Annotated in this window: 10 protein-coding genes; 4 read left to right on the top strand and 6 right to left on the bottom strand. The window is 67.9% G+C overall.

Translation table 11 applies throughout. The features are described 5' to 3' along the window. Window positions 1–35 precede the first annotated feature (35 nt). Window positions 36–752, top strand: coding sequence for a DUF1405 domain-containing protein (locus D8896_RS02115; RefSeq protein ID WP_121820413.1), 717 nt, complete (start codon window positions 36–38; stop codon window positions 750–752). An 11-nt stretch (window positions 753–763) separates the two neighbouring features. Here D8896_RS02115 and D8896_RS02110 read toward each other — a convergent pair whose 3' ends face one another. Continuing rightward, window positions 764–1126: a hypothetical protein gene (locus D8896_RS02110; protein ID WP_121820412.1), complete on the bottom strand. Its 363-nt coding sequence runs from the start codon at window positions 1124–1126 to the stop codon at window positions 764–766. Between the two features lie 16 nt (window positions 1127–1142). Further along, entirely contained in the window at window positions 1143–2099 is a 957-nt protein-coding gene (locus tag D8896_RS02105; RefSeq protein WP_121820411.1) for an RNA polymerase sigma factor, read from the bottom strand. Between the two features lie 196 nt (window positions 2100–2295). Here D8896_RS02105 and D8896_RS02100 point away from each other — a divergent pair, with 196 nt between their 5' ends. Beyond that, a complete protein-coding gene (locus D8896_RS02100; RefSeq protein WP_121820410.1) occupies window positions 2296–2874 on the top strand; it encodes a hypothetical protein in 579 nt (192 codons plus the stop codon). Between the two features lie 39 nt (window positions 2875–2913). On the opposite strand, the gene D8896_RS02095 is transcribed toward D8896_RS02100, so the two are convergent. The 3 genes from D8896_RS02095 to D8896_RS02085 form a co-directional block, all read right to left on the bottom strand. Further along, window positions 2914–3798: a hypothetical protein gene (locus D8896_RS02095; RefSeq protein ID WP_162991393.1), complete on the bottom strand. Its 885-nt coding sequence runs from the start codon at window positions 3796–3798 to the stop codon at window positions 2914–2916. Between the two features lie 136 nt (window positions 3799–3934). Then, entirely contained in the window at window positions 3935–6577 is a 2643-nt protein-coding gene (locus D8896_RS02090) for a valine--tRNA ligase (RefSeq protein WP_121820408.1), read from the bottom strand. 266 nt (window positions 6578–6843) lie between these two features. Further along, window positions 6844–7482, bottom strand: coding sequence for a hypothetical protein (locus tag D8896_RS02085; RefSeq protein ID WP_121820407.1), 639 nt, complete (start codon window positions 7480–7482; stop codon window positions 6844–6846). Window positions 7483–7554: 72 nt separating this feature from the next. Between D8896_RS02085 and D8896_RS02080 the strand changes: the two genes are divergently transcribed. Next, window positions 7555–10146 carry an efflux RND transporter permease subunit gene (locus D8896_RS02080; protein WP_121820406.1) on the top strand — a complete coding sequence of 864 codons (2592 nt, stop codon included), beginning with the start codon at window positions 7555–7557 and terminating at the stop codon, window positions 10144–10146. Window positions 10147–10172: 26 nt separating this feature from the next. Here the strand turns inward: D8896_RS02080 and D8896_RS02075 are convergent, their stop codons facing one another. After that, window positions 10173–11078 (bottom strand): HFX_2341 family transcriptional regulator, encoded by a 906-nt coding sequence (locus D8896_RS02075; protein ID WP_121820405.1) that lies wholly within the window; start codon window positions 11076–11078, stop codon window positions 10173–10175. Window positions 11079–11180: 102 nt separating this feature from the next. Between D8896_RS02075 and thiC the strand changes: the two genes are divergently transcribed. Beyond that, a complete protein-coding gene (gene thiC / locus D8896_RS02070) occupies window positions 11181–12674 on the top strand; it encodes a phosphomethylpyrimidine synthase ThiC (protein WP_121820404.1) in 1494 nt (497 codons plus the stop codon). Window positions 12675–12728 lie beyond the last annotated feature (54 nt).

Here is a 12728-nt window from a genome sequence, read left to right as displayed (position 1 = left end):
TACCGTTTTGCGCCCCTGTTGCGTGGACACGGCCGATGTCAACGCTTCCGGCGCGGCCGTCGCTTCCGTGGTACGTCGCCCCCGTCCCGCGGAAACTGGAGGACCTCGGCCTCCGCTTTGCCTGGCTCGTCGTGGCCATCAACCTGCTCGGCACCGCCTTCGGCTTCTGGTACTACGGGTTCGACCCCCTCATGCTGTCGGGGTCGCTGATCACCGGCCAGCTCGCGCGGGAGCCGACCGTCATGTGGCCGTTCGTCCCCGACAGCCCCGTGGCGACGCTGTTCATCGCGGCCGCCATCGCCTCGTGGAAGCTCGGCCGCCAGCGGGAATGGCTCACCGCCCTCGCCTTCTTCGGCTGTCTGAAGCTCGGGTTCTGGACGCCGTACGTCCTGCTCGTGTTCAAATCCGACTTCTCCTACCTCCACCCCGCGATGTACAACTTCCTGTTCTGGAGCCACCTCGCGATGGTCGTCCAGGGCTTCGTCCTCTATCGGATCGCTGACTTTCGGGTCGGGGGCGTCGCCGTCGCACTGCTGTGGTACGGGTTCAACGACGTGGTCGACTACTTCGTGCCCATCGTCGGCACGCCCCACCACACGTTCGTCCCCGCCGAGGACCTGACCGGCAGCGCCGTCGTCCACACCTCGCCGGCCCACGAGTACGCCGCCGCCGGCGCGGTCGTGCTGACGCTGCTGGCGACGTTCCTGGCGCTCGCGACGCGGGTGAAGAAGCTAGAAGCCGAGCGCTCGTAGCCGTCGAGCCGCTACCCGCCGGCGAACCGGCCGCCGTCGCGGAGCGCGAGTGCGTACGCCGCCAGCAGCACCGCGGCGACCAGCGGCATCGCGACGGCGTCGGACGGCGACGGGACCCCCACCCCCGCGGCGCTCGCGGCCGCAAGCGCCAGCACTACGACCGCAGCCGCGAGGAACCCGCCGACTGCGTAGCCCAGACCGTCGAGCGTGTCGGCCCGTAGCGCGTGGGCCGCCACGAGGGCCGCCGCGGCGACCGGCACGGCGACGAGGTCGCTGGTCGGGTCGCGCAGAAGGACGCCGGCGGCCACCGCGACCACGAACAGGTAGAGGCCGGCGACGAGCAGCCGCCTGATCCGGTGGAGCGTGTCGGTCACGTCTCTCTCACCCTCGTTACACCGGTTCGAGCCGCAGTTCGTTTATTTCCAGCCCGCGCGTCGAGCCGTCGGCGTTGATCGTCTGGTAGTCCGACAGCGCCTCGCCGATCCCCGAGGTCTCGACTTTCAGCCGGACGCCGACGTTGTACACGCTGTCGTCGCTCAGCGTGAACTGCGCGGCGCGTGAGTCTTCCCCGTACACGGAACTGCTCGTGCTCTTCAGGTTCCCCCACGTCTTGTAGTCGTCCCCCTCTTCCTGGATCCAGACGTCGTAGGAGGCGCTGCCGCCCACGACCAGCCCGTTCTCGAAGTAGTCACAGACCAGGTCGTGGGTGCCGCCGTTCTGGATGTACACGTTCCCCTCCAGCCAGGCCCACTGCGAGATGAACCCAGCGCCGAGCGTCTCGCAGATGGCGGTGACCTTGTTGAGGTTCGTGTAGTAGTTCGAGTCCCGGAACCCGGTGACGCCGTCGCCCCCGACGCCGCCGTCGATCAGGAGCACCTCCTGACTGTCCTGCGTCGTGACGTCGGTCACCGCGGCGCTGTCGCGGTCGAGTTCCCCCGCCGCGACCGCCTCCCCGTGGTCGGTGCGGAGGTCGTTCGACCGCACCGCCCGTCTCGCGTCCGCGATGTCGCGCCGCAGGTCCCCGGAGAGCGACGAGATGTCGTCGAGGAACGCCTCGAACGCGGCCTCGGCGTCCATCCTGTCGCGCAGCACCTTCCGGGCGTAGCGTCTCCAGCGCGCGACGACCTTGCCCGCGACGCGCTTGCCGTACGCCTCGGCGTAGGCCTCGCGGATGGCGTCCGGGTCGGCGTCCCGGATCCGCTCTTTCACGTCGTCGGCCGGCGGGCGACCGGAGTCGCCGCCGGCGCGGCCGGTCGTGCTCGCCGCGGCGAGCGTCGCGACGCCGCCCACGGTGGTAGCTGTCGTTTTCAGGAACGTCCGTCTGTCGACTGGTCGGTTGGAGGGCATGCAGCCGAGAGTTGAACGTTCCGAACCATAGTAATTTTCTAGAATTTGCTAAGAATATTATCTAACCAATGTGAATTCAAGTACAGGAGGCGAACGGAGCAGTGGCTATACTACCAGTTCACCCGTCCCGGCAGCGGTTCGAACTGCGATCGCCCCTCCGGAGCATTATTACACTCTCTATGTGTGGGATGAGAATATGAACCGACGTACGGTCCTCGCGTCGTGTGGCCTGACGGCGAGCGCGCTGTCGGGTTGCCTCTCGACCCTCCCCCTTGGCAACGAGTCGCCCGAGAAACGGACCGTCTCGATGGAGTCCGTCGAGCAGAACTTGCCGGGCGGCCTCCGGGTGTTCGTGACGCTAACCGAGCAACGGATCACGCCGGATGGCACAGCAGCCGTCGAGATCGCCCTGAAAAACACCGGGTCGCAGTCGGTCACGCTGGATACGGGGTTCTACTTCCCCTACACCGGCTCACACAGCGAGAGCGGTGACTGGCTACTGCTGGCCGCGCCGCCGGCAGTCAACAAGTCATCATCTGACTGCTGGGAACCGGCGTCGGACAACGGACTGGGATGGCCCGACACCGCGGAACGGAAAACGGTCTCCCCGGGCGATGAACACGCGATGGAGTACCAGCTGTGGGGCAACCACGAGGACGACGTGTGTATGCCGCCGGGGGAGTTCACGTTCGAACACAGCTACGGCGTACCGGAGCGCGAGGCAACTGCCGAGTGGGAGTTCTCGGTGTCGATCACATCGGCGGATGCGAATTGATGATGCGAGTATTCCGTGAATGAGCTGTGTTCACAGTTCTCAAATGTCCCAGGGGTCGTCGTCGCCCATCGCATCTGCCCACGCTGATTCGGCCTCCATCCCCTCACTTCTCGCTCCCTGCTGGTCATCGAGTTCGTACCCGCATTCCCCACACGTTGCCGGGTTACTGCCCTGAATGTCGAAGGCAGCATCGAGTTTCTCCCCACATCCTTCACAGACGTAGTACCCGCCTGCTTTGGGGCCCCCGTCGTAGTTCCGGGCCCTATCCGGCTTGAGTGTGATCGTGTCCGGGGTTTTGATCTGCATCCCACAGTGTTCTAACACGGCGTTCGGGACCGCAAACGGTTCTTTTTCGCTGCGGAGTGCCGCGAGCTTGAGTCCGGTGAGGTTCTGCATCTCCTCGGTCGAGAAATCGTCATCCCGGAGCCGGATCAGGATATCACTCCCCGAGGACTCCGGGTCGGTATCGGCGTACCCCATGACTGCTTTCCCAAGGTCGGACTCCTCATCGACGTGGAAGCTGAGCCAGCGCCAATCCCAACTAAAGCCGTTCCGAATCCACGAGACACCTTTCACCCAGATGACGAGGAAAATCACACCGTAAAAAACCGCCCAGAGGATCGAGTTCGTCAGCGCAAAATATAGCGAGTACAGGAGTATCCCACCGATAACTGACAGCGAGAGCCACTTTAGGTATGTGTTCCCCCGAGCAGTCAGTGACGTCTCCGTTTTCGACCCGATTCTCCCCAGAACCGGAAGCGGTGCCGACACCGTCCCCGTTTCATCCGACGATACGATAACTCGCCTGTTCGTCAACGTGAACTCGAACTCCTCGATCGGTCCGTCGCCATCAACCCAGAGTTTGGCCGCGGACGAACTGTCGTAGTTGAAGATGGGGTGCTCGTCCTCCACGAGACCGGACATGTCCGGTTCAAATAATTGAGCAAATATAATATCTTGGTAGATGTAATCCGTCAGGTGGCGGTTCAACGGTGGAAACGTACGGGTATTCCAAAACGTCGGTCGAAAAACGGGCGAACCGAAGAGGGTCGTCCGCCGCTCAGTTCCGCACGACGACGACCGCCGACTCCGTCTCGATCATCTCGCCGTCGCCGGAGTAGGTGCGCTCGCGCTCGACCTCGAACAGGTCGGGGCCGAGCGTCTCGCCGGCGACGTGGAGGCCGTCGTCGTCGACCTCGAACTCGCCGGCCTCGATGCCGGCGTCGATCTCGCCGACTTTCTCGCCGTACTGCGGACCGACCGTCGAGTAGTCCAGGTCGACGCTTGCGATCTCCGTGGTGATGTCCGGCTCCTCGTCGACCGCCGTCAGGTCGTCGACGTGCATCACCTCAGCGACGGCGTCGGCCATGCCGCCCAGGTCGCCGTACACCTCGACCGAATCGAGGTCGGCGTTGAGCGCGAGCTGGTGGTCGGTCTTGTACTTGCGGAGCGCGGAGACGACCTCCATCGCCGTCTCGCCGGCGGCGAGGTCGGCCTCGTAGCCGCGCGGCTCGGGCCAGTCGGTCGTGTGGACGCTGCCGTCGCCGTGCATCGTCCGCCACAGCTCCTCGGTGACGTGCGGGAGTAGGGGGGCAAAGAGCTTGCAGAACGTCCGGTGAGCCGTCAGGAGCGCGTACGCCGTCGAGTCGGTGTCGCGGTTCTTGGCGATCTCCAGGTAGTCGTCGCAGAACGTGTTCCAGAAGAACGTCCGCAGGCGGTCGCGGGCCTTGGCGAACTCGTACTCCCGGAAGTGGGCGGTCAGGTCTTCGACGACTGCGTCGAGTTCCGCCAGCAGCCACTCGTCGATGGGGTCCAGTTCCGCCGGCTCGTCGACGGCGTCTGGCGTGAGCTGGTCGACGAGCTTCGAGGCGTTCCAGAGCTTCCGGAGCAGCTTCTCGCCGGCGACGATGTCCTTGTCCAGGAAGGGGAAGTCGTCGCCGACGGCCGTCGACGCCGCCCAGTAGCGGATCGCGTCGACGGGGTACTCGGCGACGACGTCCTCCGGCGCGACGATGTTGCCCTTGGACTTGGACATCTTCTCCCGGTTCTCGTCCAGGACGTGGCCGTGGATCATGACGGTGTCGAACGGCACCTCGCCGGTGTGCTCGTAGCACTTGACGACCGTGTGGAACAGCCAGAAGCTGATGATGTCGTGGGCCTGCGGCCGCAGGTCGAACGGGTACAGTTCGGGGTTGGCGAGGTCACCGCCCGCGAGTTCGCCGTCGCCGAGGGTCTCGGGGTCCCAGCCGGCGTTGATCAGCGGCGTCAGGCTGGAGGTCGCCCACGTGTCGAACACGTCGTTTTCCGGCTCGAACTCGCCGCCCCCGCACTCGGGGCAGGCGTCGACCGGCGGGTCGTCGGCGAGCGGGTCGACGGGTAGGTCCTCGCGGTCGGCCATGACCTCCTGGCCGCAGTCCTCGCAGTACCACACCGGGAACGGGATGCCGGAGTCGCGCTGGCGGGAGATGAGCCAGTCCCACTCCAGCCCCTCGATCCAGTGCTCGTACCGCGTGAACATCTTCTCGGGGTACCAGTCCATCTCGCGGCCGGCCTCCAGATACTCCTCCTTGTGGTCGAGTATCTCGACGTACCACTGCTCGGAGACGCGGAACTCCACGTCGGTCTCGCAGCGCTCGTGGACCTGCACCGTGTGGGTGTGTTCCTCGCGGTCGACGAGGTGGCCGGCTGCGTCCAGGTCCTCGGCGATGGCCTCGCGGGCCTCGTGGGTGCTCATGCCCTCGTAGTCGCCGGCGAGCTCGGTCATCGTCGCGGACTCGTCGATGGCGACCCGCAGCGGGAGGTCGTGGGCCTGGTACCACTCGATGTCGTTCTGGTCGCCGAACGTACAGCACATCACGACGCCGGTGCCCGTCTCCAGGTCGACGCGGTCGTCCTCGATGATCGGGACGGTGTGCCCGAACAGCGGCACCTCGGCCTCCTTCCCGATCAGGTCCCGGTTCTCGTCGTCGTCGGGGTGGACGAAGACGGCGACGCAGGCCGGGAGCAGTTCGGGGCGGGTCGTCCCGATGACGAAGGAGTCCCGGCCCCCCTCGGTCGGCTCGGTCAGGTCGAACCGCACGTCGTTGAAGTGGGTGTGGCGCTCGGCGTCCTCCTGCTCCACCTGCGAGATCGCCGTCTCGCAGTCGGGACACCAGATCGCGGGGGCCTGCTTGCGGTACTCGCGGCCCTGCTCGTACAGGTCGAGGAAGGACAGCTGCGAGACCCGCTGGACCTCGGGGCTTATCGTCTTGTAGGTACGGTCCCAGTCGATCGAGATCCCGAGCCCCTGCATCTTCTCGGTGAACTCGGCCTCGTACTCCCGGCAGACCTCCCGGCACTTCTGCTGGAACTCGCGGCGGGAGAAGTCGCCGTGGCGGATGCCCAGTTCCTGCTCGGTCAGCCGCTCGGAGGCGATGCCGTTGTCGTCGTAGCCGAAGGGAAACAGCACGTCGCCGTCGGCCATGCGATGGAACCGGGCGGCGAAGTCCTGGAGCGCCTGGCCGTACATGTGGCCCATGTGGAGGCTGCCCGACACGGTCGGCGGCGGCGTGTCGATGGAGTAGACGGTGTTGGGGTCCGTCTCGGCGTCGCCCCCGTAGGCGTAGGTTTCGTTCTCGACCCAGTGCTCCTGCCACTTCGATTCGGTCGCCTCGGCGTCGTACTCGCCGTCGAGGCCGTCTCGTGGTTCGGTGTCTGCGCTCATGTGTTGTCGTGTCGTCGGTGTGGTGTCGCTGTCATCGGTACTGGTCGGTTCCTCGCCGTGGCGCTGTCGGGGCGCGGGCGTCGCCGGACGAAGAAGTGGTGGGGCGGGGCTAGGACGCCCCTACACGTACGGATACCGCAGCGGCGGCGGGCGACCGACCGACTGCGTCGTTCCGGCTCATCGTCGTAACTGTGCTTCCCGTTCGGGTTTAATCCTTACGTCATCCCGGCGCGGCGAACGGCTCGCGAACGCGCGGGCGGCCGGCGTCACTCCGCCCAGGTGAGGACCGCCAGCGAGTCAGTCGGGAAGCGCACGTCGGCGTCGAGGTAGTCGGCGAGGCGGTCGACGTGGTCGTTCTCCGCCGCCGGACCGTCCTCGACGCGGAGCGTGATGCGGTCGTGCTCTGCGAGTTCGGTCTCCCGCTCCATCACCAGCGAGAACAGCTCCCGCGGCGAGACGGGCGTCCCCTCGGCGATGCGCGCCTCGACGCCGTCCAGCGATGAGTTCACCTCGGTTTCGACTGCGAACGTCACCGTCACGTCGACGTTGGCCGAGAGCTGGTCGACGGCGTACGCCGTCTCCGCGCCCCGGACCGCCGGTTCGAGGACGCGCTCGAAGTCGACGCCCTGCTCCTTCAGGCCGATGTACGCAAAGGAGAGCATCGCGGTCACGGCGTCGATCAGCGCCTCGTCGTCCGCCGCGCCCGCGAACACCTGCCGCCGGTCGGCCTCGTCGAGGTAGTGCGTGAGCAGGTCGAAGTCGAGGATCCCGTTCTCGATCCGGCGGCGGATGCGGGCCTCCGCGTTGCGCTTCGACTGCTCGTGGCTCAGCTCCCGCTCGCCGAGCAGGTACTCGCGGTCCGCCGTCGTCAGGACCCCGCGGTCCCGGTCCGTGTCGGTGTTCATAATCGGTATTAGATTATACAGTAGCTAATATCCACCGAAAGTATAAGAGCGTACGGGCCACAGCGAGGGACGATGACCGACGGACTCGCCGACCGCTACGCCGCCTTCCTCGCCGCCCGGTATCGCCTCGTCGCCGTCGCCGTGCTCCTGCTGACCGCCGTCGTCGCCGCGGGCGCGGTCGTCGGCGAGACCGAGTCCGGCGGTATCGGCCAGTTCGAGACCGACTCGCCCGAGCGAGCCGCTCTGGAGGAGATCGAAGCCGACTATCCGAGCGACGACGCCGTCGTGACGCAGGTCGTCGTCCGCGAGGGCAACGTCCTCTCGCGGGACTCGCTCCTGGAGAGTCTCCGCCTCCAGCGTGACCTGCGGGCCAACGACACCGTCGCGCCCACGCTCCGAGAGGAGCAGGGAGTCGTTGGCCTGGAGAACGTGATCGCGACGGCCGCCTACTACGAGGACCGGGGTGTCGGCGGGCCGCCCGGTGAGGGCGGCAACAGTACCGGCGGCCAAGTCGCGGCTAACCGGCCACCAGCCCCCACGATGGACGAGCAGATCGCTGCCCTCGAATCGCGCAACGCGAGCGAGGTCGAGGCGCTCGTCGGCCGGGTGCTGGACCCCGAGACGGAGACGCCCGGCGGCGACCCGTACCAGTTCCTCCCGTCGTCGTACGAACCGGGCGAGACGACCGCCGACGCGCGGATCGCGTTCGTGTTCCAGACCGACAGCAGCGGCCCGGACGAGGACCCGACCGCCGCCTACGACGCACAGCTGGCGATCGAGTCGCTCGTCGAGGAGCGGTTCGACGACGGCTTCGCCTTCGGCCAGGGGATCACCGACGACGCGTCGACGCGGGCGGTCGGCGACAGTTTCGCGATCATCACGCCCGTCGCGCTCGTGCTCGTCCTGCTGGTGCTCGGCGTCGCCTACCGCGACGTTGCGGACGTGCTGGTGGGCGTGTTCGGCATCGCGGCGGTGCTGGCGTGGCTGGCCGGGCTGCAGGGGTGGCTCGGGATCCCGTCGAGCCAGCTGCTGATCGCCGTCCCCTTCCTGCTCATCGGCCTCTCCATCGACTACTCGCTCCACGTCGTGATGCGCTACCGGGAGGCCCGCGAGGGGACCCTTCGGTCCGATGACGACGCCGTGGGCCGCCGGAGCCCCGCCGACGCGACGCGCCTCGGCGTCGCAGGCGTCGTGTTCGCGCTCGGCGCGGCGACGTTCTCGACGGGGATCGGCTTCCTCTCGAACTACGTCAGCCCGCTGACCGCGATTCAGGACTTCGCGGTGCTGTCGGCTGGCGGCATCCTCGCCACGTTCGTCGTGTTCGGGGCGCTCGTTCCTGCCGTCAAGCTCGGCGTCGAGAACGCGTTCGACCGGTTCGGCTTCGAGCGCCGCAAGACGGCGGTCGGGCTCGGGGCCGGGCCGATCAACCGCGGCCTCTCGGGTGCCGTCGGCCTCGCGCGGCGCGCACCGGTCGGCGTCGTGGTCGTCGCGCTCCTGCTGGCCTCGGCCGGCGCGTACGGCGCGACCGGCATCGACACGGAGTTCAACCGCGCCGACTTCCTGCCCGAGGACGCGCCGGCATGGGCAGACTCGCTGCCCGGCCCGCTCGCGCCGGGGAACTACGACGTGCGCGACCACGCCGCCTACCTCGGCGACAACTTCCGCCAGCGCGGGCAGGGGGCCGAAGCGCAAGTGCTGCTACGCGGGAACGTCACCGACCCCGCGACGCTGCGCTCGCTCGACGCGGCCACGAACGACCCCGACACCGACGGCGCGGTCGTCGTCCGCTCGGACGGCACGGCCGCGGTCGAGGGACCGCACACCCTGCTCCGCGACGTTGCCGGCGGAAACGAGACGGTCGCCGCCGCCATCGCAGAGCGGGACGACGACGGCGACGGGCTGCCCGACCGGGACGTGGCCGCGGTGTACGACCTCGTCTACGACGCCGTGCCCGACCGGGCCGCGGAGCACCTCGCCCGGACCGAGGGCGGCGAGTACGCCTCGGCCCGCCTCGTCGTCGGCGTGCAGGGCGACGCCCCGGCCCAGACGATCGCCGGGGACGTGCGAGCGTTCGCCGACGCGGCGTCGTCCGGCGCACCGGTGACGGCCGTGGCGACCAGCGGGCCGGTGGTCACTGCCGTCCTGCAGGACGCCCTGCTGGAGACGCTCGTGCAGGCCTTCGCGGTCACGCTGGTCGTCATCCTCGTCTTCCTGACGGCGCTGTACTGGCGGCGACACGGCGCGCCGGGGCTGAGCGTCGTGACGCTCATCCCGGTGCTTATCGCGCTGGCGTGGCTGCTCGGGACGATGCGGGCCGTCGGCATCCCCTTTAACAGCGAGACGGCGGTGATCACCAGCCTCGCCATCGGCCTCGGCGTCGACTACAGCATCCACCTCACCGAGCGTGTGGTGGAAGAGCGGACGCGACGCGACGGCTTCGTCGACGCGCTGTCGGCCGGGGTGACGGGGACGGGCGGTGCGCTGCTGGGCAGCGCCGCAACGACGGCCGCCGGCTTCGGCGTGCTGTCGCTCGCGCTCGCGCCGCCGCTCCAGCGCTTCGGCATCGTGACGGGGCTGTCGATCGTGTACGCCTTCGTCGCCTGCCTGACCGTGCTGCCCTGTCTGCTCGTCCTCCGGGAGCGGGCGCTGGCGCGGTTCGCGTAGGGGGCAGCCGTCGGCGGATCGCCGGCTTAGCCGTCCAGTCCGTCGCCGCCGTTGGAGTGGGAGTTCACCCACAGCTCCCCGATCCGGGAGAGCCGGGTCCGGTATGACTTCCCGCCGGCCTCCTGCTCGATGTACCCCTTCCCGCCGGGGCCGAGGCGGTCGACGTTGTAGATCACCTTCGACCGGAAGCTGTCGGTGTACTCCTCGTTGAGTTCGTCGGCAAGCGCCTCCGCGAGTTCCGACACCGACTCGAACTCGCCGTGCTCGCCGAGCTTGTAGAGGATCAGCTCCTCGAACGGCTTCACGTTCGAGAACGAGGCGACCGGCAGTTCGACGATGTGGTCGCCGTCGATCTCCTTGGCCCCAATGGTCGTGCCGCGCTCGTCGAACTCCGCGAGCAGGTCGCGGGCGCTCTCCAGGCGCTCGTCGACCCGGCCGTCGTCCACGTCCCCGTCCCGCACGTCCGCGAGCAGGTCGATCTGTCGGCGCAGTTCCTCGGCGAGTTCGGTTTCCAGGTACTTCTCGGGAACCGTGTAGTAGGTGTGGATCTGGTCGCGGTCACCCTCCCGCTCGACCATGATCGAGTGGGCCGCCGTCGCGAAGGCAAAGGAAACGGTGCGGGGCATCGCGCTGACGTTGACCCACACCTCGTTGTCGTCGTCGAGTTCGGCGTTGATGAGGTCGTACGCCTGCGTGAACGCCGCGTCGTAGTCGTACACGTCCGCGATGACGAACCGCTCGGTCGACGCCCCGAGCAGGTTCCGGAAGTCCTTCTCCAGTTTCTCCGAGAGGTTCCGGGAGTACTCGACGTTGGCCTCGCTCCCGACCGCCCCCTCCAGCAAAATTACGTGGTCGACGTCGAACTGGTCGCGCACCAGCGGCGCGATCAGCCGGTCGTAGTCGAAGCCGACCGGGACGATGTGCGTTTGCATACCCGGTACGTGGTGGCGGCGGTACCATAAACCACCAGTCTCGCGACCGTCGGGGCCGCGGTCACCCCCGGTTTTATTACTAAGTGGTACAACTTAGTTATCATGACGCAGATCCGCAGAGCGCGGGACGGGGTTGTCACCCCCGAGATGGAGCGCGTCGCCGAGCGCGAGAACGTCGACCCGGAGTTCGTCCGCGAGCAGGTCGCCGAGGGGCAGGCGGTGATCCCGGCCAACGAACACCACGACCGCCTCGACCCGATGATCATCGGCCGGGAGTTCGCGACGAAGGTCAACGCCAACATCGGCAACAGCGAGACGACGAGCGACCTGGAGGGCGAACTGGAGAAGCTCCACACGGCCGTCCACCACGGCGCGGACACCGTGATGGACCTGAGCACGGGCGGCGACCTGGACCGCATCCGCGAGGCGAACGTCGACCGCTCGCCGGTCCCGGTCGGCACCGTCCCCATCTACGAGGCGGTGACGAAGGTCGACGACGTGGCCGACCTCACGCCCGACCTGCTGCTCGACGTCATCGAGAAGCAGGCCGAACAGGGCGTCGACTACATGACCATCCACGCGGGCGTCCTCATGGAACACCTGCCGCTGACCGACGGCCGGAAGACCGGCATCGTCTCCCGTGGCGGGTCGCTGCTCGCGCAGTGGATGGAGGAGAACGGCGCACAGAACCCCCTCTACACGGAGTTCGAGGCGATCTGCGAGATATTCGCCGACCACGACGTGACGTTCAGCCTCGGCGACGGCCTGCGCCCGGGCTGTCTCGCCGACGCGAGCGACGCCGCCCAGTTCGCCGAACTCGACACGCTCGGCGAACTCACCCGGACCGCCTGGGACCACGGCGTGCAGGTGATGGTCGAGGGGCCGGGCCACATCCCGATGGACGAGGTGGCCGACAACGTCCAGCGCCAGCAGGAGGTCTGCGACGGCGCGCCGTTCTACGTGCTCGGCCCGCTCGTCACCGACATCGCGCCCGGCTACGACCACATCACGAGCGCCATCGGCGCGACGGAGGCGGCCCGGGCCGGCGCGGCGATGCTGTGCTACGTCACGCCGAAGGAGCATCTCGGTCTCCCCGAGCGCGAGGACGTGCGGGACGGGCTGGCAGCCTACCGCATCGCCGCCCACGCCGCCGACGTGGCGAACGGCCGCGAGGGGGCGCGGGACTGGGACGACGCGCTCTCGGAGGCGCGCTACGCGTTCGACTGGTCCGAGCAGTTCGACCTCTCGCTGGACCCCGAACGCGCCCGCGAGTACCACGACCAGTCGCTCCCCGGGGACAACTACAAAGAGGCGAGGTTCTGCTCGATGTGCGGCGTCGAGTTCTGCTCGATGCGGGTGGATCAGGACGTTCGAGAATCGCGGCGCGATTCTCGAAGCAGTCAGTCGCCCGGGGCGTCTGACCAGCCGAGGGAGGCAGACGGGGAGATGTCGAGCATCGCCGACGACACCGACCTCGCGGACTCGCCAGCCGCCGAGGCGAACCTGCCGCCGGTCGGCTCCCACGACGTCGACGGGTCCGACGGGACCGACGCGGCGACGGACGACGCCCGCGCGACCCCCGAGACGGACGACTGACGGCCCCAGGACCGAATCGACGCGTCCGACCGGTCGACCGACGCCCAGTCCGGG

Origin of the sequence: Halostella salina (assembly GCF_003675855.1) — an archaeon.
In the GTDB taxonomy this organism is placed as follows: Archaea; Halobacteriota; Halobacteria; order Halobacteriales; family Natronoarchaeaceae; genus Halostella; species Halostella salina.
Note: the sequence above shows the minus strand (reverse complement) of the source record. Positions and strands in the feature narration are given on the sequence as shown.

Excerpts from the sequence above, each read along its gene's own strand:
- D8896_RS02115 (WP_121820413.1), top strand. The coding sequence starts at position 36 with ATGTCAACGCTTCCGGCGCGGCCGTCGCTTCCGTGGTACGTCGCCCCC.
- D8896_RS02105 (WP_121820411.1), bottom strand. The coding sequence starts at position 2,099 with ATGCCCTCCAACCGACCAGTCGACAGACGGACGTTCCTGAAAACGACA.
- D8896_RS02100 (WP_121820410.1), top strand. The coding sequence starts at position 2,296 with ATGAACCGACGTACGGTCCTCGCGTCGTGTGGCCTGACGGCGAGCGCG.
- D8896_RS02095 (WP_162991393.1), bottom strand. The coding sequence starts at position 3,798 with ATGTCCGGTCTCGTGGAGGACGAGCACCCCATCTTCAACTACGACAGT.
- D8896_RS02090 (WP_121820408.1), bottom strand. The coding sequence starts at position 6,577 with ATGAGCGCAGACACCGAACCACGAGACGGCCTCGACGGCGAGTACGAC.
- D8896_RS02085 (WP_121820407.1), bottom strand. The coding sequence starts at position 7,482 with ATGAACACCGACACGGACCGGGACCGCGGGGTCCTGACGACGGCGGAC.
- D8896_RS02080 (WP_121820406.1), top strand. The coding sequence starts at position 7,555 with ATGACCGACGGACTCGCCGACCGCTACGCCGCCTTCCTCGCCGCCCGG.
- D8896_RS02075 (WP_121820405.1), bottom strand. The coding sequence starts at position 11,078 with ATGCAAACGCACATCGTCCCGGTCGGCTTCGACTACGACCGGCTGATC.
- thiC (WP_121820404.1), top strand. The coding sequence starts at position 11,181 with ATGACGCAGATCCGCAGAGCGCGGGACGGGGTTGTCACCCCCGAGATG.